The 26,386-nt window shown below is 54.1% G+C and carries 23 protein-coding genes; 16 read left to right on the forward strand and 7 right to left on the reverse strand.

Annotation, left to right across the window (positions count from 1 at the left end; translation table 11 throughout):
• The first annotated feature begins 6 nt into the window (after positions 1-6).
• The 4 genes from ACHZBS_RS00400 (at position 7) to ACHZBS_RS00415 (ending at position 3,945) form a co-directional block, all read left to right on the forward strand.
• Positions 7-777 (forward strand): electron transfer flavoprotein subunit beta/FixA family protein, encoded by a 771-nt coding sequence (locus ACHZBS_RS00400; RefSeq protein WP_319404560.1) that lies wholly within the window; start codon positions 7-9, stop codon positions 775-777.
• A 91-nt stretch (positions 778-868) separates the two neighbouring features.
• Complete coding sequence (locus ACHZBS_RS00405) at positions 869-2,494, forward strand: FAD-binding protein (RefSeq protein ID WP_319404561.1); 1,626 nt, start codon at positions 869-871, stop codon at positions 2,492-2,494.
• A 70-nt stretch (positions 2,495-2,564) separates the two neighbouring features.
• On the forward strand, positions 2,565-2,981 hold the full coding sequence (locus tag ACHZBS_RS00410; RefSeq protein WP_319404562.1) for an NUDIX hydrolase: 417 nt from the start codon (positions 2,565-2,567) through the stop codon (positions 2,979-2,981).
• 112 nt (positions 2,982-3,093) lie between these two features.
• Entirely contained in the window at positions 3,094-3,945 is an 852-nt protein-coding gene (locus ACHZBS_RS00415; protein WP_319404563.1) for a histidinol-phosphatase, read from the forward strand.
• A 49-nt stretch (positions 3,946-3,994) separates the two neighbouring features.
• Here ACHZBS_RS00415 and ACHZBS_RS00420 read toward each other — a convergent pair whose 3' ends face one another.
• Positions 3,995-4,306 carry a hypothetical protein gene (locus ACHZBS_RS00420; RefSeq protein ID WP_319404564.1) on the reverse strand — a complete coding sequence of 104 codons (312 nt, stop codon included), beginning with the start codon at positions 4,304-4,306 and terminating at the stop codon, positions 3,995-3,997.
• A gap of 442 nt (positions 4,307-4,748) precedes the next feature.
• Between ACHZBS_RS00420 and ACHZBS_RS00425 the strand changes: the two genes are divergently transcribed.
• The 3 genes from ACHZBS_RS00425 (at position 4,749) to ACHZBS_RS00435 (ending at position 6,387) form a co-directional block, all read left to right on the forward strand.
• Complete coding sequence (locus ACHZBS_RS00425; protein ID WP_319409049.1) at positions 4,749-5,264, forward strand: DUF882 domain-containing protein; 516 nt, start codon at positions 4,749-4,751, stop codon at positions 5,262-5,264.
• A gap of 430 nt (positions 5,265-5,694) precedes the next feature.
• Positions 5,695-6,045, forward strand: a complete 351-nt coding sequence (locus ACHZBS_RS00430) for a hypothetical protein (protein ID WP_319404565.1) — start codon at positions 5,695-5,697, stop codon at positions 6,043-6,045.
• A 138-nt stretch (positions 6,046-6,183) separates the two neighbouring features.
• Positions 6,184-6,387 carry a cold shock domain-containing protein gene (locus ACHZBS_RS00435; protein ID WP_319404566.1) on the forward strand — a complete coding sequence of 68 codons (204 nt, stop codon included), beginning with the start codon at positions 6,184-6,186 and terminating at the stop codon, positions 6,385-6,387.
• 159 nt (positions 6,388-6,546) lie between these two features.
• Here the strand turns inward: ACHZBS_RS00435 and trmB are convergent, their stop codons facing one another.
• The 3 genes from trmB to ACHZBS_RS00450 all read right to left on the reverse strand — a co-directional run bounded on the left by trmB (position 6,547) and on the right by ACHZBS_RS00450 (position 11,766).
• Positions 6,547-7,206, reverse strand: a complete 660-nt coding sequence (gene trmB, locus ACHZBS_RS00440) for a tRNA (guanosine(46)-N7)-methyltransferase TrmB (protein WP_319404567.1) — start codon at positions 7,204-7,206, stop codon at positions 6,547-6,549.
• A gap of 167 nt (positions 7,207-7,373) precedes the next feature.
• A complete protein-coding gene (gene gdhA, locus ACHZBS_RS00445) occupies positions 7,374-8,723 on the reverse strand; it encodes an NADP-specific glutamate dehydrogenase (RefSeq protein ID WP_319404568.1) in 1,350 nt (449 codons plus the stop codon).
• 61 nt (positions 8,724-8,784) lie between these two features.
• Positions 8,785-11,766, reverse strand: coding sequence for a PEP/pyruvate-binding domain-containing protein (locus tag ACHZBS_RS00450; protein WP_319404569.1), 2,982 nt, complete (start codon positions 11,764-11,766; stop codon positions 8,785-8,787).
• Positions 11,767-12,446: 680 nt separating this feature from the next.
• On the opposite strand from ACHZBS_RS00450, the gene ACHZBS_RS00455 reads away from it, so the two are divergent.
• Positions 12,447-14,453 (forward strand): AsmA family protein, encoded by a 2,007-nt coding sequence (locus ACHZBS_RS00455; protein WP_319404570.1) that lies wholly within the window; start codon positions 12,447-12,449, stop codon positions 14,451-14,453.
• 147 nt (positions 14,454-14,600) lie between these two features.
• On the opposite strand, the gene ACHZBS_RS00460 is transcribed toward ACHZBS_RS00455, so the two are convergent.
• The gene (locus ACHZBS_RS00460; protein ID WP_319404571.1) at positions 14,601-15,575 is read right to left on the reverse strand and encodes a PHP domain-containing protein; all 975 of its coding nucleotides are present in this window, start codon (positions 15,573-15,575) and stop codon (positions 14,601-14,603) included.
• Positions 15,576-16,152: 577 nt separating this feature from the next.
• On the opposite strand from ACHZBS_RS00460, the gene ACHZBS_RS00465 reads away from it, so the two are divergent.
• The 8 genes from ACHZBS_RS00465 (at position 16,153) to ACHZBS_RS00500 (ending at position 24,876) form a co-directional block, all read left to right on the forward strand.
• Entirely contained in the window at positions 16,153-17,940 is a 1,788-nt protein-coding gene (locus tag ACHZBS_RS00465; protein ID WP_319404572.1) for an AAA family ATPase, read from the forward strand.
• Positions 17,941-17,946: 6 nt separating this feature from the next.
• Positions 17,947-19,134, forward strand: a complete 1,188-nt coding sequence (gene ahbC, locus ACHZBS_RS00470) for a 12,18-didecarboxysiroheme deacetylase (protein WP_319404573.1) — start codon at positions 17,947-17,949, stop codon at positions 19,132-19,134.
• 97 nt (positions 19,135-19,231) lie between these two features.
• Positions 19,232-20,206, forward strand: coding sequence for a porphobilinogen synthase (gene hemB / locus ACHZBS_RS00475; RefSeq protein WP_319404574.1), 975 nt, complete (start codon positions 19,232-19,234; stop codon positions 20,204-20,206).
• A 58-nt stretch (positions 20,207-20,264) separates the two neighbouring features.
• A complete protein-coding gene (gene ahbD / locus ACHZBS_RS00480; protein ID WP_319404575.1) occupies positions 20,265-21,377 on the forward strand; it encodes a heme b synthase in 1,113 nt (370 codons plus the stop codon).
• A 183-nt stretch (positions 21,378-21,560) separates the two neighbouring features.
• Positions 21,561-22,379, forward strand: coding sequence for a hypothetical protein (locus tag ACHZBS_RS00485; RefSeq protein WP_319404576.1), 819 nt, complete (start codon positions 21,561-21,563; stop codon positions 22,377-22,379).
• A 20-nt stretch (positions 22,380-22,399) separates the two neighbouring features.
• The gene (locus tag ACHZBS_RS00490) at positions 22,400-22,777 is read left to right on the forward strand and encodes a hypothetical protein (RefSeq protein ID WP_319404577.1); all 378 of its coding nucleotides are present in this window, start codon (positions 22,400-22,402) and stop codon (positions 22,775-22,777) included.
• Positions 22,713-23,879 carry a cyclic nucleotide-binding domain-containing protein gene (locus ACHZBS_RS00495; protein ID WP_319404578.1) on the forward strand — a complete coding sequence of 389 codons (1,167 nt, stop codon included), beginning with the start codon at positions 22,713-22,715 and terminating at the stop codon, positions 23,877-23,879. Before ACHZBS_RS00490 ends, ACHZBS_RS00495 begins: the two co-directional genes overlap by 65 nt.
• A gap of 22 nt (positions 23,880-23,901) precedes the next feature.
• Entirely contained in the window at positions 23,902-24,876 is a 975-nt protein-coding gene (locus tag ACHZBS_RS00500) for a P-loop NTPase (protein WP_319404579.1), read from the forward strand.
• 21 nt (positions 24,877-24,897) lie between these two features.
• On the opposite strand, the gene ACHZBS_RS00505 is transcribed toward ACHZBS_RS00500, so the two are convergent.
• Complete coding sequence (locus ACHZBS_RS00505; RefSeq protein WP_319404580.1) at positions 24,898-25,254, reverse strand: PilZ domain-containing protein; 357 nt, start codon at positions 25,252-25,254, stop codon at positions 24,898-24,900.
• A gap of 171 nt (positions 25,255-25,425) precedes the next feature.
• A complete protein-coding gene (locus ACHZBS_RS00510; protein ID WP_319404581.1) occupies positions 25,426-26,043 on the reverse strand; it encodes a PilZ domain-containing protein in 618 nt (205 codons plus the stop codon).
• Positions 26,044-26,386: the final 343 nt, after the last annotated feature.

Below are 26,386 nucleotides of genomic sequence, written 5' to 3' on the forward strand. Positions count from 1 at the left end.
ATCCCGTTGCACATCATCGTCTGCATCAAATCCGTGGTTACCGACGCACCCCGGGGGAAAATTGTCCGCAGGGCGGATAAATGTGCCCTCAATCCCTTTGACCGGCCGGCACTGGAGGTGGCCCTTCAATTGAAGGAAAAGCATGGCGGTTCGGTAACCGTTCTGACCATGGGACCGCCCAGCGCCAACGCAACCCTGCGGGAAGCATTGGCCATCGGGGCGCATCGCGCCGTGCTGCTGTGTGATCCGGCCCTGGCCGGATCAGACACCCTGGCGACATCGACGGCGTTAAGCGCCGCAGTGAACTATTTGGCGCCTTTTGACCTGATCCTGTTCGGATCACGGACCCTGGACAGCGACACCGGCCAGGTCGGCCCCCAGACCGCCGTGCGCTTAGATATCCCAATGGTGACCGGCGCTGTCAAGATCGACGGGTTCCCCGGATATCTAACCGTGGAGCGCAAGGTGGACGGGTTCCTGGAAACCTACGAGCTGGACCTGCCCGCGGGACTCACCACCCACCCGGCATCAGCCGCACTACGCGACCCGGCGCTGGGAGGCATTGCCGCGGCTTTCGATGAAATGCCCATTGAGACTCTCTCCATCAGGCAAGTGGGCCTCGATCCGAATCAGGTGGGGGATGCCGGTTCGCCCACGCGAGTGCTTTCCATGAAACCGGTCAAAAAAAACAGGACCTGCCAGTGGATCGAAGGGACGCCGGCAACGCAGGCCGATGCCCTGGTCAGACAGCTGGTAAATGCGGGTTTGATTGGTTGATCCACCCCGGGAACAGGATCAGGCCGTCTGTACAGCGATTACAATCACAATTTTCCTCAAACGGTGAAAGCACAGCATACAAGCAACGATCATGGTCGAGACGACAACCAACGATATCTGGGTATTCGGCGATCTTCGGAACCGCCATCTGCTGGACTTGAGCCTCAAGGTGGTGGCCAAGGCGGCGGGACTGGCCCGCAAAACGGGAGATCGGGTCGTCATGTTCTCGCTGACACCGGCGGAAACCAACCTGTTGACCGGTTCAGAAGACGAGGCGTGTGCGATCCAGGAAACCTTGGAAAAAGAGGCCATCGCCTGGGGAGCGAATGTCATCTATCTGTTAGAAAACGACCGTTTTTCAACGCCGACCCCCCATTTATTTGCCGCTGCCCTGGCCCCGGTATTCAAGGAACAATGCCCCCGGCTGGTGCTGTTTCCCCTCACCGATTTCGGCAGGGACCTGGCCGCCCGGACCGCAGCATCCGCGCGGGCGGGACTGATGGCGGACTGTGTGGACCTTAAACCGGGAGAAGCCGGCACCGTCGTTGGCCTCTGTCCGGCCTGGGGCGGGGAGATCCTGGCCGAAATCACCTATGCTGCCGGACGCGGAACCGGTTTTGCCACCGTTCAACCCCACGGAGAACCCGGTGAAAAGGATACGACGCGCAGCGGCCGGATCGAACGCGTGGCCCTGACGGACGTTCCTGAAGCAAAAGGAGTCCGGATGATTTCCAGCCGACCGGCGCCGAAGACCGGTAACGATGTCGAAAGCGCCCAGACTGTTGTAGTGGGTGGTGCCGGACTGGGAAGCATGGAGAACTTCGGACAGGTTAGGCAATTGGCTGCCGCCTTAGCCGGACAGGCAGCCGCCACACGGCCACCGGTTCTCAACCACTGGATCGCAGAGGATCGACTCATCGGCCAGACGGGAAAAACCGTAAGCCCAAACCTGCTGTTTTCCGTCGGCACCTCGGGGGCAATCCAGTATACCGCCGGCATCATGGGGTCGGGAACCATCGTAGCCATCAATCGGGATCCTGCCGCACCCATCTTTCGGCTGGCGGACATCGGTGTGGTTGCCGACGCTCCGACTTTTCTGCCCATGCTGATCTCGCGAATACGGCAAACGGTCATGCGCCGATTGGCCGACGACATCTGCACGGACATGCCGGTGCAGTTGAAAAAAAGCAGCTTTGGAGAAAAGATCAGGACCCTTCGCGAGGCGCAGGGCTGGTCGCAGGAACAGCTGGCTGAGACGACCGGCCAGACGCCGGAGTTCATTGCCGGTGTGGAGTCCGGTGAAATCTCTCCGCCGGTGGCATTTTTCCTGCGCCTGTCCGGCGCTTACGGCGTGGATCCGGGAACATTTCTGCGAGAGGAAGAAAAAGAGCGGTTCCGGGATCAACGGACCCAGGCCTATGTCAACCGCACCCGCAACTACTCCTATGAGACCCTTACATCCGGTGCAGAACATGACCACTTGAGGGCCTTCATGGTAACCATCGAGCCCCACCACGATCACAAGCCGGTAGCCTACAAGCATGAAGGCGAAGAGTTCATCTTCGTCATGGAAGGCGAATTGGAATTCACCTTAGGCAATCGTGTGCATTCCCTGAAAGAAGGGGAATCCATCCATTTCAATTCCAATATCCCCCACAAGCTAAAAAGCCTGTCCGCGGAAATGACACGATGTCTGGTAATTCTGTACACGATATGAAAACCGGCGTTGGAAACCAGAAACGGCGATCCGAAGATCGCTTTCAACCATACGCAGATCGACGGATGCTATGACTGAGAAAAAAAGACCCTATATCGGAGTGGCCGTCATCGTTGTCCGGGATGGACGGGTGCTGCTGGGCAAACGCAAAAATGCCCACGGTGCCGGCACCTGGCAGTTCCCCGGCGGCCATCTCGAATATGGTGAATCCATAGACGCCTGTGCCCGGCGGGAACTTTTTGAAGAAACGGGTCTGTCCATCGTGAACCTGCGGTTGGGGCCATTCACCAACGACGTCTTTGAGCAGGAGAAAAAACACTACGTAACCCTGTTTGTCATTGCCGATCCAACGCCTGGCGATGCCCGGGTCAACGAGCCGGACAAATGCGAACGCTGGGACTGGTTCCGATGGTCCGAAATGCCTGACCCCCTTTTCCTCCCCATCGTCAATCTGCTCCGGCAACATTTCACGATTACCGGCGGATAGCGCGAACCCTGTTGCGCTATGCCATCGACCGGTTCCCCAAAACGCGTCGATGGTCGATTTTAAATAGCATTTTAGACATCCGATTAGCAAACCACCGAAAGGAGATAAACCGATGAACGTCCCGAATCCGGTGTCGGTTCACGGAGGACACAGCGGCCAGTTCTGCGGCCATGCCAAAGATTCTCTCGAAGAGATTGTCAAGGCATATATCGATCACGGGTTCCTCTGGGTGGGCATCACCGAACACATGCCACCGGTGTCGGATGCCTTTGTATATCCTGAAGAGAAAAGTGCCGGACTGGACGCCAACGCGATCAAGAAACGGTTTGCCGGCTACATGATTACCTGCCGACACCTTCAGGCAAAATATGCCGACGACATTCGGATCTATGTCGGGTTCGAAACGGAATTTTACAGTGGAAGCCTCGACTTTGCCAAAACGTTGATCAACACCTTTTCACCCGACTACGTGGTGGGTTCCGTTCATCATGTCAAAGACATCCCCTTTGACTACAGCCAACGCTGCTATGACGAGGCGGCCGATTGCTGCGGCGGACTGGACGGGCTTTATGCCGCCTATTTCGATCAGCAGTACGAAATGATTCGGGAGTTGAAGCCACGCGTAGTGGGCCACCTGGATATCATTCGCATATACGATCCCGGCTACCGGTCACAACTGGTCAAACCGGTGATCTGGGAAAAAATCGTCAGGAATCTCAAATTGGTCAGGCAGTTGAACCTGATCCTGGATTTTAATCTGCGCCCGCTGTCAAGAGGTGAAACCGAGCCCTATCTGTCGGCGCCAATCCTGCAAAAGGCGAATGAAATGGGCATCGACATCGTTCCGGGCGATGATTCCCACGGAGTGGATACGATCGGGGCATACATGTTCAACGCAATCGACATGCTGAAAGCAGCCGGAGTCTGCACGACCTGGCGAAAACCCGCCGATGAACCTCAGTAGCAAGTGACCGTCCACAAATGGCGGGCTGCAGGGAGACCCGAAAAGCAGGTCATCCGCCCTCTGAAACATCCTTTTCAGTAGCCGCTTCCCGAGGCGCGGAAAACCCTTTTTCATCAAATGAAAAGGGGGCGTCCGTCATTTCAGGCCTGCTTGTCGGGAATTTGATTTCGGGAAACAGTTTTCGGGTTTCCTCTGTACCATTCAACTCAAAGGGCTCCAGAAAAGATCGATTGCCAATCGTCCGTCTGTCCCTGCTTCGCCGTCGTTCCGGCTGATGATTGGCGGAGGGGATCCAACGCCGGTCGATTCCGGTTCTGCGGGAGATTGTGGTGCTGGGGGTATTGGGTTTATCCTTTTTCATGATCTGTCCTGTTCGTGCGTTGGATCATCCATGCCGCTGTCAATCTGTTTTAATTGCCACACACCGTTCCCCGGCTTTCGGTGGGGATCGAATGAATGGTCACAGACTGCTCATCATATCTTATCGGCTGAATTGACCCGAACTTTATTTCCTCGCAAATGGATCAGACATCAGGCTTCCCACCGGGCAGCGTGGATGGCACCCGCTTTCGTACAACCCACTTGACAGGCAAATTGTTTTTTCCTAAACTTTTTATGCGTTATTACCCTACTGCCGATTGAACCGTCAAAATAAAAAAATCGCGATAGACCGTTTCCCGGAGGGACTGGATGAAACCATCACTTGCCGGAAATATTCAAAAAGCAGACTTTTATAAACGCAGAGGATCTTGAGGATGAGCGACATCTCCTCTTTTTGTACCCACCGCAGGACTTTTTTAAAAATGGGTGTGTCAGCGTTCCTGACAACCGTCTTCGCACACCCGGTGCTCGCCGCTGCAAATTCCAAAAGCCGGAATCACCACGTATTGTCCTTTTATAATATTCACACCGGGGAGACCTTAACAACCTGCTACCGGTCAGGCGGGAAATTAATCCACCGTGCAGTAAATCGGATCAGTCATATCATGCGCGACCACCGCACCGGAGAGATCAAGCCGGTGGACTCCAACCTTTTGGATCTGCTCCATCGCATCGTGATGGAGGGGAAACCCCGCTCTCCCCTCAGCATCATTTCCGGCTTCCGGTCCCCGAGCACGAATGCAGCGCTGAGAAAAGTCACTACAGGCGTTGCCCCAAATAGCCTGCACATGGAAGGCCGTGCCATCGACATCCGTATCCCCGGATACCAGACCACCGCACTTCGCCAACTGGCTGTAAATCTCCACTGCGGCGGTGTCGGCTACTATCCCGAATCGGATTTCGTTCATCTGGATACCGGACCCGTGAAGGTCTGGTAGCACCGATTCCCTGCCTGCCATGTTGTAAACCGTATTATCCATCCGCTGTAAAGGAGTGTTGTTCTCATTCAAGAATCGCCGTGCCAACCCCTATGCCGATCATTTTTTAGTGATATTCTGGGAGCTTGACATTTGACAACCGATCCATTATGGTTATTCTCATGGTGCGTTGCAGCGCCTGCACCTCCTGTTCTCGGAGATACCTTCGGGAGGCTTTTGATTCACCCGCGATTATTCTCAGTTCGGCAACGCCGCAAGGGCCGGGGATCAACCGGCATTTAGGCTATCGGAAACAAGGAAAATCAACCGAGCTGCTGCTCACGTGATTCGTTGAGTTGTTTGCCTGCAGAGCAGTGACTCGTACTTTCTCAATATAAATCGTTGTAGGAGGAAAGTGATTGTACACCCCTTTACATGGAGGACTCCGGCTATGAAAAAATTTTCCAAAGATCTAAAAACCGTCGCCAGACAGTTAAATACGTTAGCTAAGAAAACCGAAACCATGGCAAAGGCGTTTGAAAAAACACCGACTGCCCCTGCCCCGAAGAAAAAAGCGGTACCGGCCGCGAAAAAAAAGGCAGCGCCAAAGGGAAAAGCCCTCACCCCCACGGATCAGGTGCTCACCATCATGAAACGATTTAAAAAAGGTATCTCAGTGGAGGCATTGAGAGGCAAATCCGGTTTTACCGAAAAACAGATCAGCAATATTGTCCATCGCGCCTGTAAAAAAGGTAAAATGAAACGGGCGGGACGGGGAATTTACTCGGTATACGATCTGTAATTCAAGGGTTGTAGGTATAAGTCAGTCTGATTGGACCGGCATTCAAGCCTTGGTTCATTGGGTTGTCATGCGTGTATTCCAGGCATCTCACCGGTGACGCTTGATTCAACATGTTTACTTTTTAAGGAGGCTGCAGAAATGGCAAACGGTGTGGTAAAATGGTTCAGTGACAAAAAAGGGTTTGGTTTCATCGAACAGGAAGAAGGTCAGGGCGATATCTTCGTTCATTTTTCTTCTATTCAGGCCGAGGGGTTCAAAACCCTTGCAGAAGGAGATCGGGTAACCTTCGACGTAGAGCAAACCAACCGTGGCCCCGCTGCCGCCAATGTAATAAAAATTTAGCCAACAGAGAGAACCATCAAGTGATAAACGGCGTCCTGAAACACAGGGTGCCGTTTTTTTGTAGAATGAAAATGGCAGGATCACCACTCCCGGTGGGGTATCCGTTCGTGATCCTTTCTCACTGCTTAACGGTCCTTTGAGATGAATGAGGGTAACGCGTCAGTTTAATGTGAATACCATGTATTTGATGCTCGCCCCCCGGGAACGTGCAGCTGCTTCGTAAGCGGAGACCACCCCCTGGGGATTTATCGAGCCGGAATCGGTCCGATGAATATTATCCGACGCCGCAACCACCCGCCCGCCCCATCGGTCAACAGATTCACAGGTGTAATGGTAGAGCAGATCACTGTCAGTTTTCAGATGCACGGTGCCGCCGGGCAGGAGCAGGTTTGCGTATGCGTCTAAAAAAGGGGAGGCGGACAGCCGACACTTAATCGCCCGAGTTTTTAGGTGCGGGTCAGGAAAGGTCAGCCAGATCTCTCGTATCGAGTCTTTTACAAAAAACTCCCTGATGCGCTCAACCCGCGCACGCAGGAAGTGAACATTCTCAAGGCCATCGGCAATCGCCTTCTCTGCGCCGACACACAAGCGATGACTCTTGCAGTCGATCCCCACATAAAATTGGTGAGGATTGGCGACGGCGAATGCAAGACTATGCTCTCCTTTGCCGCAGCCCAGTTCGAGAACCTTTTCCATGCTCTCAAAACGCTCCTCGTACCAGGGATATGATATAGGCGGAAGCGATTTACCGAACACGGAAAATGTCACATTGGGCAAATGCTTGACCCGTTCGTACTTTTGAAGTTTATTCTTGGGCATGGTGACAATATTCACCTTGCAATTGAAGCGGCAAGGGCCGATCTTTCCTTCGTCTACGATGGTCAACCTATCGAAATGCGCTCTGGGGGAATCCGGTGAACCGCCAACGGCGCGACTGCCCTGGCAGTCGCGCCGTTGTTTTTGGAAGGGATGGCCAGGGGTAAGTCCTACACCACACCCTGGTCGATCATGGCGTCCACTACCTTGACGAAGCCGGCGATGTTGGCCCCGTTCATGTAGTTGCCCGGGGTGCCATATTGCTCGGCCGCATTCAAACAGGTCTGGTGGATGCTCTTCATGATCATCTGCAGCCGGTTGTCCACCTCTTCGCGGGTCCAGGAGAGGCGCATGCTGTTCTGGGTCATCTCCAGGCCCGACACCGATACCCCGCCTGCATTGGCCGCCTTGCCCGGACCGTAGAGCAGTTTGTTCTCGATGAAGATATCTATGCCCTCGGGCACCGTTGGCATGTTGGCCCCCTCGCACACCACCGCAATGCCGTTGCCCACCAGATGCTTCGCATCGGCGGCGTTGATCTCGTTCTGGGTGGCCGACGGAAAGGCGCAGTCGGCCTTGTGGTTCCACAGCGGGTTGAAGGCCTGGTCCGGCGTCACCTCGGTATACACGGCTGACGGATATTTTTCCGTATACGCCTTCACCCGGCCCCGGCGCACGTTCTTCAGGTTCATCAGAAAGGCCAGCTTCTCCCGATCGATGCCTGCCTCGTCATAGATGTATCCCGACGAATCCGAGCAGGTCACCGGTTTGGCCTCAAGGTCCAGCAGCTTCTCGATGGTGTACTGGGCCACGTTGCCCGAGCCGGATACCAGGCAGGTCTTGCCCGCCAGCGTCTCCCCACGCGTGGCCAGCATCTCGGCGGCAAAGTAGACCGAGCCGTAACCCGTGGCCTCGGGCCGGATAAGGCTGCCGCCCCAGTTGAGGCTCTTGCCAGTGAGCACGCCGGTGAACTCGTTTCTCAGTTTCTTGTACATGCCGAACAGGTAACCGATCTCCCGGGCGCCTACGCCGATATCGCCCGCCGGTACATCCGTGTCGGGACCGATATGGCGGAACAGCTCGGCCATGAAGCTCTGGCAGAAACGCATCACCTCGAGATCCGACTTGCCCTTGGGGTTGAAGTCGGACCCACCCTTGCCGCCGCCCATGGGCAACGTGGTCAGGGCGTTCTTGAAGACCTGCTCGAAAGCCAGAAACTTGAGGATGCCGAGATTCACCGAGGGGTGAAAGCGCAGCCCGCCCTTGTAGGGGCCGATGGCGCTGTTCATCTCGATGCGAAATCCCCGGTTGACCTGCACCTCGCCCTGGTCATCCACCCAGGGCACCCGGAACAGGATCACCCGCTCGGGTTCCACCAGGCGCTCTAAAATCTTGGCCGCCCGGTATTCGGGGTTGCGGTCCATCACCGGCTTGATGGAGGCCATCACCTCCATGACCGCCTGGTGGAACTCGCGCTGTCCGGGGTCCTTGTCTTTTACCAGTTGAAGAATATCCGACATGTTTCACTCCTCCCTAATAGATTTATTTGACGCCCCTGCGTGGAACGGAGACGCCTTCCAATTAATGTGTACCGATGTCGTTGCCTTTTAGAATCACACACTGGGATCGCCGGCCGTCAACCTTAAGCGTCACCGGCGCCTGAAGCCGCGCATGGGCAACAAAGGTGGCATCGTTCAACCGCGGCAGTGCGGTCAACCAGTCCCAGTCTATCCTGCCGCCGTCAGCGCTGGCAACGGTAATGTAGTTGATTCCCAACGTAGTGATGTTGTGGAAAAAATGCGACCCCTGCGACGGTTCGGCAACCAGTTTATCTGATTCCGTCTCGATCATGGCACCGACTCCCGAAATGTCGGCCCATGAAACGGGAATGCCCAGCCACCGGTCTGCCGATCCCCATCGTCCCGGACCGATAAGCAGGTATTTCCGGTCCTCTTTGACCAAGCCGGCGTTGATCCTGGCAATCTCCATGGCAATCTCCCTGGTCTTACCCGGGTCGAAGGCCTCCGGCTTTACCATAATAATGTCGGCCATGTCCTGCTTCATGGCATTGCCCAATGCCTTGCCGGAAAAACAGAAAGCGTTCTCGATTTCTTCCGGCGATATAGTCACCTGTTCCAGTTCGGCCCGGGCCGTCATGGGCCGGAGTTGAAGAAAGGCGAATTGTGGCAGATGGTGGCCTTCGGCGGTCAGGTTGACGGAGAACTCCATCTCCACCGGGCAACCCATCCCCTGCTCTCCCAGTTCGAGCATATCCTTGAGAATATCGGCCAGGGGAAACTCCCGGTATTTGAGGATGTGGGCAAAAGTAAGGACCCGCTGACCCGGGATATGAACGGTATCGCGAATGCGATGCTCATCCGGTACGTATGTGCTGGCAAGAAACTGCATGGGCAGTTCGTTTTCGGCCTCGGTCACCTCACGGTGCCACAGGTTCGCACCATCATTGGTTCCCAGGTAATGGCAGGATCTTTCCATTTTCAGCGCATAAAAATGGCGTTGGGCGTTTTCAAGGATATCTTCCACCGTCGAGCGCTGGGGAAGCAGCTGGGGGTGGGCCGGTGAAAACCGGAGCGTTTTTTCGCCTTCGACCACGGTTTTCCCCAATCCCATGGCAATGGTGACGATGCCCTCTTCGGGTTTCATCCGGGCGAATGGATAGTAATTGTGGGACTGGGCAACCCCGGAGATAGCGGGGTAAAAGCTGTCACCATACTGTGATCCCACCAGTTTTTGGATGATCACGGCCATCTGTTCTTCTTCCGTCCGGTGGCCCACCCGTTTTGAAAATGCCTTGGGGCCTTTGTAGTAGGTCGAGGCATAAACCAGCTTGATGGCATGAATCAGATGCTTTAAACGCAGTTCCAGATCAGGACAGTCATTGGTGATCATGTAGGTGCGGTAAAGTCCGGCATAGGCTCTGAACTGGGCGTCCTCCAGCAGGCTGGAGGACCGGACGGCCAGTGGATAGGTTACCTGGCTCAGGTAGTCCCGCAGTTTCTCTTCGATCCAGCCGGGGAATCGACTGGTGAGGAAAAGGTCGGCGATCTTCTCATCCGGCAGGTCGGTTTTGGACAGGTAGCGCAGTTGGTTGTCCTCTACAAAAGACTCGAACCCGTCGGTGGTGATCACCAGGGTCTGGGGAACGATAATATCCACCCCCTTGTAGGTGACACAGAAATCCGGGTTCTGACGAAGCAGGGTGGCGACGAACGCCAAGCCCCGTGCTTTTCCCCCCAAAGAACCTTTGCCTATTTTGAAAAATTCGGTATCGAAATCCGCGTCCGCCGGATCGAAATCGGCAACAACCCCCTTCTGGCGGCGTTTACGCCGGTCGGCAATGATTTCCACCAGGTGGCGACGGTGGCTCTCCACATCCGAAAAGTCATCGTCGCTGATGGGGCGGACTTCTGCGGCCAAGGCCATCTCGGTGCGAGCGAACAGCCAGCGGGAAAAGTCGTTGCGGTTGCAATGGTACCTGAAGGACGCCTCCGGAATGGAAAGCATATGGCTTTCCAGCGCCTTCAGGTTGGAGGCACGACCGATTTCCGTTCCGTCGGGCAACCGAAAAACGAAATCACCGAATCCCAGTCGTTCCTTGAAAAACCGGCGCACATCCTGGTGCAGCGTGTCTGAATTCTTGTCCACAAAGGCGGCGGGAATGGAAGCCGCCTTCAGGGCATTGGCCGGTTCTGAGCTGGTAAGCAGCAGCGGAATATCGAACCGCCGCTCCCGTACGTGCTTGAGAAAATCCACCCCGGCATTTCCGTTCAAAATGCCGTTTCGGGAAAAGCGCACATCGGAGATAACCCCGAGCACGTTGGCTTCGAAGCGCTCGTAAAGGGCCAGGGCTTCCTCGTAGTTTCCGGCAACCAGAATTTTCGGGCGTGCCCGCATGGTTACCAGCCGGTGCTCTTCGTTAAGGGTTCCTTCCATCACTGCCTGGGTCTGGCCGACCAGTTCCCGGTAAAGAATAGGCAGCAGCGAAGACAGATAATAGGGCGAATCCTCTACAAACAGAATCACCCGGATGCCCGCCGACTCGGTATCCTTCTCCACATTCATCCGGTCTTCGGTACTTTTGGTCAACGCCACCAGGATATCTGTATTACCGGACCAGACAAAGGTTCGGTCGATACCCGGGGCATTGTCCGGCTCCTTGATTTCCGGTGAAGGGATCGTGTCGTGGGTAAGCAGGATAACCGGCAGGTCGGGTGCCTTTTTCTTTATTTTATGGCCCAACGCGGCCGCACCCATGTCAGACAACCGCGGCATGGTGATAACCATGTCGAACGGTTTGTTATCGAGGGCGGCAAGGGCCTGTTCGGCAGAAGAGACCCATGTCAGACGCGGCGGCTGGCTTAGGTTGAGGCCTCGATACTCGTTGACGATACGCTCCGAAAGCCGGCAGTCCTCTTCCATGATCCAAGCGTCATAGGGGGTGGATACCAGCAGAATATTGCGCACCTTGCGGGCCATCAGTTCGTGGAAAAGCTTGAACCGGGAATCGGACTCGTTGAAAAAGGGTCGGGTGTTCAATGCCATGGATCATTTACCTTCCACGCGGAATCAGGGTCCGCAGGTGGAGTCCGCTTGACCTGTTCCGGTCATGCAACAACTGCCGGCTGGAGGTGAAGGCACGCTGCGATGTCAAGACTCTTATCATCGTCATCTCATACCGGAAATCAAGGCAAAAGAAAACCGTCGGATCGTTTTGAAAATCACAATAGCGATTGTTTGCGCACCACCGGTCTGACAAACTATCCGATATGCTGCAAAAATAATGGTAATGATCTCCCCTCATGATCGCTTCGTGTAAAAATCGAAGATGCATATTCCGGCGGTGGATCAAGCCCAGTCTACTTCCGGACGGGGTCGTGTTCATTGCACCGGGAAAGCAGATCTTGCACAAAGCAGATGTCTCTTGATATTATCCGGACAAGCATTTACCCGGCCCTCCCCTTTCATGCCGCCGCCGGGCTTTACATCTATTCAGGCATACTTAAGTTTCAGACACTGAAGGGGTCGGGAAGCAACGCAACCAATCCAGGCAACGGATGGGGCTGGTGGTTCAGACGGACGTCGCCGCAGAACAGATGGCAAACATCATCCTTTAATTTCTCCCGTATGACACGGCCCGTACTTACGCAACCGTATTAGGGGAAATGCAGATAAACGCCTGACGAACACAACCCAGATCCAGGTCAATAAAGAGGAGGCTCGACATGAACAAAGCCGTGAAATGGATGCTTGTTATTGCCGGTTCACTGGTGGCGCTGATCGTCATCGCAGTAGCCGTTCTGCCAATGGTTATCGACGTCGAAAAATACAAACCCCAGATCGAGCAGCAGGTCATCAAGGCCACCGGTCGACCTTTTAAGCTGGGCGGCGATCTGAAACCATCCTTTTTTCCCTGGATCGGTGTCCGGCTGTCTGACCTGCACCTGGGAAACCCTTCCGGTTTCAAGGAAAAAGATTTTGTTTCTGTGGAATCTTTTGAAGTCCGCGTCAAACTTCTGCCCCTGCTGTCACGCAACATAGAAGTCAAACGTTTCGTGATGAACAAACCGGTAATTGTGTTGGAGAAACGAAAGGACGGCAAAGGCGGCTGGGAAGACCTGGGGCAGCCCGCGGGAAAATCACCGGGGCAGGCTAAAGAAAAGCCGGCACCCGCATCAACCGGAGAGCTGCCCATCAAAGGGCTGCTGGTGGGAGAATTTTCCATTACCAACGGAATGATCGTATGGATAGACGAGGCTGGCGGCGTACGCAAAGAGGTCAAGGATATCGATCTGGTCATGACGGACGTCTCTTTTGACAAACCTATCGGGGTTGCGTTCTCGGCGCTGGCGGATCAAAAGCCAGTTAAACTTAACGGCTCAATCGGGCCGCTGGGTGCTCAGCCAGGCAAAATACCGGTGCCCCTGGAACTGGCCATTCGACTTTTCAATGAACTGGATGTCAAGCTGACCGGCCGTATCGACCCATCCGTGACCCCGGCGAAATTTGATCTGGCCGTGAATGTGGCCGAATTTTCTCCTCGTAAGATAATGGACCAGCTGGGCCGGAAACTGCCCCTTGAAACAGCAGACGACAAGGTGCTTGACGCCGTCGCCGTGTCACTCAAACTCAAGGGCACCCCGGAAAACGTGGTCGTGTCCGAAGGCAAATTGAAACTGGACGACTCCCAGGCCACTTTTTCCGTCCAGGCCAGTGAGTTCGACAAACCCAATCTCAAGGTTGACCTGACGCTGGATCGTATCGATCTGGACCGCTACCTGCCGCCTCCTGCCAAAGACAAGGCCGGTGCTGACACCTCAAAGCAAACACCGACAGATGCGGCTTCGCAAAAAACCGATTACACCCCCCTTCGCCGTCTGGTGATGGATGCACGCTTCAAGGCCGGTGAATTGAAAGTCAAAAAAGCCAGCATGCAGAACCTTGAGGTCAGGGTCAGGGCCCGCAACGGTATCATCCAGATGGATCCCCTGAAAGTGGACCTGTACAAGGGAAATATTGCCGGCACCGGGACGGTCAATGTTCAGAAGGACAAACCCGCAACGGCCATGGAGGTGGCGATTAACGGCATTCAGGCCGGCCAGTTGATCAAGGATGTGATGGCCAAAGAACTGATCGAAGGCGCTCTGGCCGCCGAAATCGGCCTGAATTTTACCGGCGACGCCCCCGATCTGATTCGTCATACCCTCAGTGGCAAGGGCGATCTGCGGTTCAACGATGGTGCCATTGTCGGCATTGACCTGGCGTCCATGGTGCGCAATGTGCAAACTGCCTTTGGCCTGGCCCAAACCCCCTCGGAAAAACCGCGGACCGACTTCGCGGAACTGCAGGTACCGTTTACGATCACCAGCGGGCTGTTTAAAACCGATGCCTCCAGACTGGCCTCACCCCTGATTCGTGTGCTGGCAACCGGCAGCGCCGACCTGGCCAAAGAGACTCTTAATTTTCGCGTTGAACCCAAATTTGTGGCCACGATCCAGGGACAGGGCGACACCACGGCCCAGCGCTCGGGGATCATCGTACCGGTGATGGTGTCGGGCAGCTTTGCATCGCCGACATTCAAGCCGGATCTTCAAAGCATACTGGGGCAGCAGCTTGACCAGCCCTTGCCGGACAAAGAGACCCTGAAAAAAATGGTGCCTTCAAAAGAAGAAACAAATAAATTGTTGCAGGATGGCGTGAAAGGCCTCCTGAAGGGGTTGGGAAACCAGTAACCTTAGAAAGGGTGTTGAAAAACGTCATGAACGCAGGCCAGACAAGGCAAAATTCGGCGAAAAAGAGGAATTTATGGGTGATAAATGAGCATTTTGAACCGAATTTTAACGCCGTAGGGCCAAGCGCAATAGTTTTTCAACATCCTGTTAGGTGATCAAGGAGAACAAGATCAACGGCAGGGCGTTGTAGTTGATCTTCAGGAAGGTCATCCCGGCAACGAAATAGAATGCCTTTCTCAAATGTCTGTCGTTGATCCGTTGCCAGATTTGCTCAGCGGCTTTGCGGGTACGGAAGCGGATCACACTTTTTCCGAAACGGATATTTTTTTCCACCATGTCGGGATAGTTGTTGATACTGTTTTTCAGTTTGGCGCCATTGGACTGGATTTTTTTCAACAGTTTCGATTCGGTCCCCATCACCTTGGCCTCTTTGCGGTTCACGGCATCCAAAAAGGCTTTTCGGCTGCGACCACAAGCGGCATAGGTCACCACACTGCCCATTTCCTGAAGGCTGTGTCCATCGCTGCCGCCGGTAATGGCACGGTTCAGGTTAAAGCCCAGCAGGGCACTTTTCAGGTTCCAGCGCTTCAGGTTTTCTGAATTGATCACTTCCACCCCATCGGCCATCCGGAGCAGTCGGTCCAGCTGTACATCCGAAAAACTGTGGTTACAGATGCCGGTGAAGGCGGCCGAGTAAGGATGCGGAAAAATAACGACACTGTTGTATTTCCTGGCACGCCGAACGATGGATTCCACATCCAGGTCGATCGATGACATCACAGTCGGTCCCCTATGGGGTTTGACATCGTCGGCGAAAAAAGCCTTGAGGTCATCGATCCGATAAAAATAGACCAGTACGTGGGTCCCTTCCCGGGAGGTAACTTCGATGCCGGGAATGCTGAACACATCGCCGTGGCCGTCGAGTTCCACGGCCCCGTCAATGGCGTTGTGGTCGGTGATGGCAATACCGATCCCCAACTGGCGGGCCCGTTGGGCAATGTCAGTCACCGTATCGGCACCGTCTGAAAAACGGGAATGGAAATGAAGATCAACCACTGTATTGCAACGGGTCAACGCAGTCAGATTGGGAGCTTCAAATTGGATTCGATTAAAATTGTCCATATATCCTGTTCGACCACCGGGTTCTATTTACAAGTGAAAGATCCAACTGATAAAATTAATCTAACTAAATCCTGTGTCAACAATTATTTTCAGTTTGGCCTGTCAGCAGCATTTTACCCGGCGCCTGCTGAAACATCCGCCAACCTTTATTATCGGCAGTTGATCAGAGTTCTAAAGCCCCTTTTACAGACTGCCTCCATCCATAAATTACTTTTTTACGTGACTTCAAGGTGGGCCGCCATGATTTAAGGCTTCACCATCACCGGCTATTTCTGCGGTTCACACCTGTCATCCGCTTTGAACCCACCCAGATTCATTCATCTGCAGACGGGATACCCGTAGGCAACGATTTTTCTGTAGACCGTTTCCCCTTGGATAAACTTGAATTTTCAGGACCAGGTGCTTATTATCACGCAGTGATAGAGACGACTTGGTAAAATGCCCAACGTATAAGGTTGTTCGGCATGCATAACCGCTGTGACGGTCGATACCTACGCCTCACTGCTTGGACATGGTAAGCCTTGACGTTAAAGTTCTTTCAAAGCCGTCAAAACGTAAACCAATTTACGAGTGTATCATGAGCGAATACAGCGAAAAAATTCCCGACCCCAAAGAATTAGAGAAAGAACTCAGTGATTTTCTGGCCAAAAAATTCGGTAGCAGCGTGAAACTGGCAACCCCCATTGTCATGCCCCAGACCGCTAAAAGCGATGAGGTTGAGGCGCCACCGAAAAACCGGAAAACGATTAATTTTGATCTAAAGCCCCAGGATCTGGTTGCCTATCTGGATCAGTATATTGTCAAGCAGACGGCAGCCAAAGACACGCTGGCCACAAAAATTTGTACCCATTTCAACCGGATCAAGCATGTTCAAAGCGCCCCCGACGACTTTGTGGACATGGTCGGTATTATCAAGAACAACGTGCTGATGCTTGGCTCTACCGGTGTGGGAAAAACCTATATGGTGCGGCTCATCGCCAAAAAAATAGGCGTTCCCTTTGTCAAAGGAGATGCTACCAAATTCAGTGAGACGGGATATGTCGGCGGTGATGTGGAGGATCTGGTTCGCGACCTGGTTAAAGAGGCTGACGGAGATATCGAACTGGCCCAATATGGCATTGTCTATATCGATGAAATCGACAAAATTGCCTCCAGCCACAATTTGATCGGCGCGGACGTTTCCCGAACCGGTGTCCAGCGGGCGCTTCTTAAACCCATGGAAGAGACCGAAGTGGATCTTAAAGTCCCCCACGATCCGGTATCCATGCTGCAGGAGATCGACCGGTTCAGAAAAACCGGCAAAAAAGAAAAAAGCAGTATCAACACCAAGCACATTTTGTTTATCATGAGCGGCGCCTTTTCCGGCCTGGACAAAATTATTTCCCGGCGCATCGCCGACCAGAAAATCGGTTTCGGAGCCTCGATTTCCGACCCGTCCAAGGATGGGGACATTTTGACCAAGTTAAAATCAGAGGATCTCGTCGAATACGGATTTGAATCCGAGTTTGTCGGTCGACTACCCGTTCGCACCATATTCGAACGACTGACCGAGTCGGATCTCTGCGACATCCTAAAAAATCCCAACAACCCCATCATTCTGGGCAAAAAACTGGATTTTGCCGCTTACGGCATCGATGTCAAGTTTCAGGCCGAAGCCCTGGAAGAACTGGCCCGGCGGGCCTATGACGAAAACACCGGCGCACGCGGATTGGTCAGCGCCGTAGAGAGCGCCTTGTTGCCTTTTGAAAAAACCCTGCCCTCAACCACCATCACCCGGTTTGCCGCCACCCGCCAAGTGATTGATCGACCGCACGAAAGCCTGGACGACCTGCTTGAGCGGCCCGAAGACGAGACATTCACACAGGCATTCAACCAACTGGCGGGAGAAGAGATTCAACGCATCGTAGAATATGTGACGGCGAACCGGAAAACCTTTGGTGACAAATACGGTATCCAACTGACCGATTCACGCATTGAACTGGCCGCCAACGCCTACTGCCGCCTAGTGACCGACATTGAAAAAGTGCTTAAAAAAATTAAATCTTATTATGAAGAAACCAAAAGCATAGAGCTTTACTTTATCAAAAATCATGGTATTAACATTGTCTTGGAAGAAGAGGCCATCGATCACATCATCGGGCAATGCTTCAGCGCCCGAGGCACCCCGGAAAATTATTACCGGAAGTTGACCGCTGATTTCGAACATGGTCTGAAGCTGGTTCGTGAGAAGACAGGACGAACCCGCTTTTTTATCACCCGGGAAGCGCTGGAAAAACCGGACGACTACATCGCTGACCTTCTCCGGAAAACCGGCGACGATCACCTCCACCTCTCCCCGAAACCCGAAAATCTGCTGAGAGACTGACCCCCTATGATCGGAATATCCAAGCTTTACTGCGGAACCGTTGAGCCCTCCGATGCCCTGCGTTATGGGCGTCATTCATCCAGCCTGCCCTCTCACCTGCTGCAGTTCTCCAAGGATAAACGGCCGGTGGTGGTCTGGAATGTGACCCGGAAATGCAACCTGAAGTGTGTTCACTGCTATGCCCAGGCCACGGAAGAATCCGTTGCCAACGAGCTTTCCACGGACGAAGGCAAGGCGCTGATCGATGATTTGGCCCGGTTCGGCGCCCCGGTCATGCTGTTCTCCGGTGGTGAGCCTATGGTCAGAAAAGATCTTCCCGAACTGGCCGCCTATGCCGTCGAAAAAGGCATGCGCGCGGTAATTTCCACCAACGGCACCCTGATCACCGCCGGCCTGGCCAAAACACTCAAATCCATCGGTCTCTCCTACGTAGGCATCAGTCTGGACGGTATGCAGGGGATCAACGATAAGTTCAGGGGTGTCCCCGGCGCCTATGACAAGGCCCTGGAGGGCATCCGCAACTGCCAGGAAGCGGGCATCAAAGTGGGATTGCGCTTCACCATCAATAAATTCAATGTGGGTGACATCCCGGCCATTTTCGATCTGCTCGAGGAGATGGATATCCCCCGGATCTGCTTTTACCACCTGGTCTACGCCGGCCGGGGATCCAAGATGGTGGAAGAAGACCTCAGCCTGGAAGGCACCCGCAAGGCAGTGGACCTGATCATCGATCGCACCAAGGCGCTCCACGCCAAAGGCATCGCCAAGGAAGTGCTTACGGTGGACAACCACGCCGACGGGCCCTATCTCTACCTGCGACTGCTCAAGGAAGACCCCGAAAGGGCCGCTGAAGTTCTTGAACTGCTTAAAATGAACGAGGGCAACAACTCGGGCCGGGGCATCGGCTGCGTCAGCTGGGACGGCGAGGTGTATGCCGACCAGTTCTGGCGCCACCACAGCTTCGGCAACGTGCGCCAGCGCCCATTTTCCCAGATCTGGACCCAGCCGGAAGACGACCTTCTGCTAAAGCTCAAGGAAAAAAAGATCCACGTGAAGGGCCGCTGTTCCACGTGCGCGTGGCTGGATGTCTGCGGCGGCAATTTCCGGGTGCGCGCAGAGGCGATCCACGACGATGTGTGGGCTCCGGATCCGGCCTGCTATCTCACCGATGAGGAGATTGCCCAAACCATATAACCACCTACCGCAATAGAGACAATATGTGTTGATCCGCAACCGCACGCGCGGCCGCCCGGATTCATTTCACCTTACCCGACCACCACCAGGAGCTGACATGCTGTTTCCTGATTACCGTCCTCGTAGAATGCGCCAGAATGAAGCGTTTCGCAAAATGGTCCGCGAAACGGCCCTTTCCGTCAACGATCTGATATTGCCGCTGTTCGCCATTGACGGGAAAGGGGTGAAAAACCCCATAGAGTCAATGCCCGGACACCACCAGCTCTCCATCGACAACCTGGTCAAGGTGGCCAGGCAGGCCTTCGACCTGGGTATCCCGGCAATCATTCTTTTCGGCATTCCGTCGAAAAAGGACCCGCTGGGCACTCAGGCCTACGCCAAGGACGGTATCATTCAGCGAACCGTCAAGGCCGTGAAAAACAAGGTTCCTGAACTGGTGGTCATCACCGATGTCTGCCTGTGTGAATACACGGATCACGGCCACTGCGGGTTTGTGGATGGCCATACTGTGGATAACGATGCCTCATTGGACCTTCTGGCCAGGACCGCCCTGTCTCATGCCAAGGCGGGCGCCGACATGGTGGCCCCTTCTGACATGATGGACGGCCGGGTGGCTGAAATCCGGTCCATCCTGGATGAAAACGATTTTTCTCAAATTCCAATCATGTCCTATGCAGCCAAATACTGTTCTGCCTTTTACGGCCCCTTCCGCCAGGCGGCACAGAGTGCACCGACGTTCGGTGACCGCCGCACCTACCAGATGGATCCGGCCAATGCCAGGGAGGCCATCCGCGAAGCTACCATGGACGTGGAGGAAGGGGCCGATATCATCATGGTAAAACCGGCCTTGCCTTACCTGGACATCATTTGCCGGCTCCGTGACGAAGTGGATCTGCCAATGGCGGCATACAATGTCAGCGGCGAGTATGCCATGATCAAGGCTGCCGAAAAAATGGGCTGGATCGATGGCCAGAAGGTCATGATGGAATCTCTTACCGCCATCAAGCGGGCCGGTGCCGACATGATCCTGACCTACTTTGCCATGGAGGCCGCCGCCCTGATCAACGGGTAACGGTGATTTTTTGCCATCACCCTTGTTAAACAGTGCCGTCAAAGGATAGATGCGACTGATGAATCCTCATCCCCACACCGAAAAAGGAAATCCGCCCCACGGTCACGGCAAGGGTAGCACGCTTCGCCTAGTGGCCTGGGAGACGACCCGGAACTGCAACCTCTCGTGCGTTCACTGCCGTGCCGCCGCCACTAAAGGCCCCTACGAGGGAGAGTTGAATACCGACCAGGGGTTCAAATTACTGGATGAAATCGCTGAAGCGGGAAAGCCTATCATCATCCTTACCGGCGGTGAACCCCTGCTCCGGGATGACATCTTCGACCTCGCCAAGCATGGAGACCATCTGGGGTTGAGGATGGTGATGGCCCCCAACGGGACCCTGATCACTCCGGCGGTAGCCGAAAAAATGGCGGCCTCCGGCATTCGGCGGATCAGCGCCAGCATTGACGGCGCCACCAAAGCGTTCCATGACAAATTCCGTGGCGTTGACGGGGCCTTCAATGCCGCCATCCGCGGCATCGAATATGTTAAGGCCGCGGGAATCGAATTTCAGATCAACACCACCATTACCAAAAGCAACCTGGATCAGATTCCCCGGATTCTCGAACTGGCCGAACGGCTGGGCGCGGCAGCCCATCATATTTTTCTCCTGGTACCCACCGGCAGGGGAAAATATATCGTGGATCAGGCCATCGACGCTAAAGAATACGAAACCACTCTGAACTGGTTTTATGACCAACGCGAAAAAACACCACTGCAACTCAAAGCCACCTGTGCGCCCCACTACTACCGGATATTGCGTCAGCGGGCGAAAGCAGAGGGAAAAACCATCTCCTTTGAAACCCATGGACTCGATGCCGTAACCCGGGGCTGCCTGGCCGGCACGGGGTTCTGTTTCATTTCCCACACCGGTATCGTGCAACCCTGCGGCTATACGGATGTCAAATGTGGAGACATCACCAAATCCACCTTCGGCGAGGTCTGGAACCAGTCACCGGTGTTTCTGAAACTTCGGGACTTCAAACAACTGGAAGGGAAATGCGGTGTCTGTGAATACCGGGCGGTCTGCGGTGGATGCCGGGCCAGGGCTTTTGAAGCCACCGGCAACTACATGGCTGAGGAGCCGTTGTGCGCCTTTCAGCCGGAGAAAGCTTCTCCTCCTCCTGATTAAGCGGATCATCTTCTTTTTCGACCCGGTCACTCCACGAGCGTCAACATTGATTGGGAAGCCCCACCACGGGCCTTGACATCAAGCTGTTTTTCTTCTAATTTTTTCAGACAAAAGTCCGCCCGACAAACCGTTTTTAAACCTGACCGGGAAAGCATCCGATCTCGACCACCCTGCAGCATAACGATGACTGAGTTCAAAAAAGGAGCTGTGCTGAAAGCGACGCCGCTACTGATCATGATCCTTTCCATGCTCTTTGCGCCTACCCTGCGGGCGGAAGCAACGGTTATCAAGGACCTACGCTTTGGCGACAATAAAGGGTACGTGCGCATGGTGCTGGAATTTAACCGGCCCCTGATCTTGCCCCCGTCGTTTTCCATCAACCGCGACACCCTGCAGGTCGTCCTGACAGGGGTCGTCAACGACCCGTCCGCCCTTCAAAACGGAGAACACCTCGGCAACATCGTCAGCGTCGAGGTTTCCAAAACGTTGGACGCCACACGTATTGATGTACGCTTTTCCTTCGTGCCGGCAGATGTCAAAACCTTCTCACTCACCGGTCCTCACCGGTTCATCATCGATGCTTACCGTCCCCTTTCTCCGGCCGGCGCCGAACTGCCCGTTGGAAAAGCGCGCCAGATTGGATTGATTGATGAAGCCATGTCTTCACCGGAACCTTGCAGCAAACCGGAAAAACCGATATCGGATGGAAAGTCGCCGGCCATCGACAATGCATCCATCAAGGACTACGACTCCGCTTCTCCACATTACGGCAACGCGGGTGATTCTCACCGGAACCGGTTCCAGCAGCAATTGATCGCCGCCCTGATCGGGGTTACGTCAATCATCGTTGTCCTGCTTTTTTTTCTGCTGTGGATGGGTAGCCGCCGAAAAAAACCGATAACGCCATCCTGGACAGGCGAGCTTCCATCAACAAAGGATCGGAATATCGAAAACATTGATTCGATGATCGTCAACCATCTGAAAAGCCATGACTACCGATGAAAAAGCAGACCAGGTACACCATGTCACAAGAGAAAGGCGATACGTTCACGGTCGGCCTGTCGGAGGCCGAAAAGAATGACCTTGAAAAAATGATCGGCGAATTCCGCCGGTTCCGTCCGAATGATGCCCGCCGGGAGGCCGAAGAGCCAATCCAGGGCCAGGTGGACAGCCTCGCCCGGAAACTGGCCGATTTGACCGAAATGGTTTTAACGGCCGACCGTCAGATGGCAACCCTGATGGAGGTCATCCGACTGTCACACCAAAAAAGCGAATTGCTGAACCAACGCCTGGACGCTGTCATTGCGGCACTTAAAAAAGGACGATGCTCTGACAATGAATGGAACCAAACAGTACACGAACCCGGACCAGGAAAGTATCATCGAACAGATCCTCGATGACCAAATCGATATCAATTCGGAGGAGGAGTTTGAAAACCTTCTTGAAGTCTTTCCCGACAATCCGGATCTGTATCGCAAGTTTGCAGACCTGTTGGCCGGAAGAAAGCATTTGGATGCGGCGCTGTTGGCTTACCACAAAGCGGCCACGCTCTACCTGGACGCCGGTATGGTGCTCCAGTCCATTGTGGCTAAGATTCTAGAGTGGAGTATCGTCAAGCCTTCCCATCGCGAAGGACTCGAGTTCCACGCCATGGTCCGACGCAAGGGAGGCGGCGATATGCCGTCACAGGTCCTTTTTTCCCAACTAAACTACGAGGAGGTGGTGGCCCTGATGCTTCGCCTGACCCGTGTTCGTCTGTCACCTGGCGAGGCGGTATACGACACCGGTCAGGTGTCTACGGGCATATATTTCATTGTATCGGGTGAATTGACCGAAACACTGCCGCAAGCAAACGGCGCTGAACCACCCTCCGCCATTACGCTGGCGGAAAACGACATCTTCGGGGACATTTTCCCCCTGGAAGAGGAATCGCGCTGCCTCGCACGCATCACGGCAACCACCGCCGTGGAACTGGTTAAGATTTCAAAGCCTGTGCTCAAGGCCACCTGCTACCGCTATCCGCGAATCCGCGAACTCCTCGAACGATTGAGCCGGATCCGAAAGCCCCAGGGCAGCGACCGAGTCTGGCAGACGGTTCGCAGATCCTGTCGGTACTGCCTGCCTGCGGACGTCAGAATCGAATTTACCCCGGAGGATACTATCCATAAGCGGGAGGTTTACGGCACTACCAGAGACCTTTCAACCGGCGGTATTGGTGTTGTCCTGAAAAATGATACCGCCCGCTCCGATATTGAAGCGTTGCTCAAACAAAAAACGACCCTAACCATCCTTGAAGGGAATCGAGCGGTGCTCGACGGGTTGAACGGCATGGTGACCTGGCAGAAAACGGTCGGCAGGACAAACCACCCGACACACATTGTCGGCATCCGGTTCGATGCGATGGCTGAAGAAACGGTAATGGCCCTGAATGCATTTTGTACCATATCCAACGACGAACAGGACATGATCTGGAATCTGTGGAATCATCTGGTGCGACACTGACTTTTAAGGGATAAAAAAACAGATGCAAAAACAGCACACTGAAAAAGAGCGGGGCCAATCACCGCAAATCTGGGCGGTCGGTGGCGGTAAAGGGGGCATTGGCAAGAGCGTTCTCAGCATTTTGATTTCCATGGCACTGGCCGAAAAAGGCAAAGATACAGTGGTCATCGACGGAGATTTGGGCGGAGCCAATCTTCACACCTTCATGGGCATCCGTACACCCAGCAGAACCTTGAATGATTTCATCAGCCGCCACTATGCGACATTGGATGACGTCTGCATGGGCACAGAGCAAAAGGGTCTTCGAATCATCTGCGGCGCCAGCGAGGTGCTGACCCTTGCCAATCTTCAATTTGCCCAGAAAACGAAAATCCTTCAGGCCATCTCCAAAATCGATGCCGACCATGTCATCCTGGACCTGGGAGCCGGCACCGGATTCAATACCCTTGACTTTTTCCTATCCGCCCACCGTCAGATTGTGGTGATGACTCCCCAGCCCGTAGCGATTCAAAATGCGTATGCCTTCATCAGAAACGCTGTTTATCGCACCTTGAGCCGGCTGACGAGCCGCCGCCCCTCTCTGGGAGGTCTGGTAAAAGCCGCCATGGACCCCAGAAACGACATGCGGGTAAGAACAGTGAGGACTCTGCTCGACCGGGTAGCCGCAAACGGGGAGCCGGCGGATGCAACCGAAATGGAAACCCACCTGAAGCGGATTCGCCCCACGCTGATCACCAATATGGCCAGGGAACCGCGGGATAAAAATGCCGGGCGAATTATCCAGATGGTGTCGCAAAAGCATCTGATGATTCAAGCATACAACGGGGGCGGCATCTATTTCGATCCTCAGATCAATGCCATGGTTTCGGCCATGGAACCGCTCACGCGGGTAGACCGCGAATGCAATGCCATCCAGTCCGCGTTGGCCATCGTGTCGCATCTGGAAAGCTCCGGGAAAGGTAATGATGAGGAAGAGGAATCCGGCAAATGGGGATAAACCGTCTTCCGGGGGCAAGGGTCAACGAAGGGGCAAGGTGTCACGGAAGGTTTCGAAACAGTTTTTTATGGCCTCAAAATTTCTGGGAACAAGATCTACAAAATGACATCCCACGCCCCGTTTATTGACATTGGCGATTTTCGCCTTCAGAAGGACCGCTTTTTCCTCGGTGGGAAACTTAATCGCAAGGCTGACCAGGCGCCCCGGATCAAGGCCTGATTTGTCCGCCACCTCCACAAACAGGCCACTCAGGCTCAAATCGGTTACCTTGAGCACATCCTTCAGGTGACCGAAAAGAGCCGTACAGCGAAATTCCAGTCTGGGATGTTGCCGCCGTTCCCGACTGACTTCGAGGTGCTGGCTTCGAACATCAATCATTTCCAGTTAAACTCCTTTGTTAACCCACTCCGCAGATTCACCATAGATAATATAGCACGGTGAGATCCAATTTCAATGGCCCATCTTCAGGAAAAACGGATAAAGTCGACCCCAAGCATCCGTTCCGTCAGGCGGGTGGTACTCGATTCGATGACACCCGGGAAAAAATTTTCAGTCTATAGGAAATCGCGAGCTGACCTGACGATGGAGACGGTCAATCATATTCTTCATGATTTCTATCTGATAACTGGTCAGGGATTCGTATTTGATTCCGATGCCACCATGCTCCAAGCGGACAACACGGCCTTTGAGTTTGAGGGCCAGTTGGTTATTGACCACTGAAAAGCAGATAGAGACGAGCTGATTCATGGTAAAGGGCTCACAGCTTTCCACAAACATCCCACCGGCACTGATATCCATGGCGGAACAGTTGATGGCACGCCCATCAGCGGCCAGATCCAGGGTAATATTGCAAGGAACCCGAGGAAATTCCCGAAGCATTGAAAACCGTTTTTGCTCATACCGGTTCATGAACTTCAGCAGATCCGCTTCGGACAATTGATTGATCAGCAGAAAAAACCGCGCGATGAGCAGCTGCCTGTCTCTGGCAGCGACAACGCCGTCTGAATGGGACTTCGGCATCTCCAGAAGTTTATCGTTATCCTTGAGTTTCAAGTCTTTGAACAGATGCAACAGGGAGATCAGTTGTTCGTCGGTCATTTTGTATATGGCAATGGAAAGACGGGTCAGAATTTTCTTTTTTTCCGCTTGCCAGATGGAATCTTGCATCGGTGTCGTCTCCTGCGTGTGTCGACCACAGATCGCTCCGGGTTCCTACAAGCATGGAAAAATTTTCCCTCAGGGTTGTCCCGATCGACGTATAGGTGTACCCAAGCATACTCAGGACGTGGTGGTATCAAGCCACGGCAAACAAAACGACACCCTGAGGTGGTACTTGGCGAGAATCGTCAGCGATACTGTATCTCTTTTTCAAGTGAAAAATCAAGTCTCTATTCATGGCAATAATGTCGAATCACCAACAGTTACAGGATATTAGCAAAATAGTGGACAAAACGGATATTGAGGCGCCCCCGTCCGGCAGAAAAGTGGGGGTATGGCCTGTATGGGTATG

Source organism: uncultured Desulfosarcina sp., from assembly GCF_963664155.2.
Classification (GTDB): Bacteria; Desulfobacterota; Desulfobacteria; order Desulfobacterales; family Desulfosarcinaceae; genus Desulfosarcina.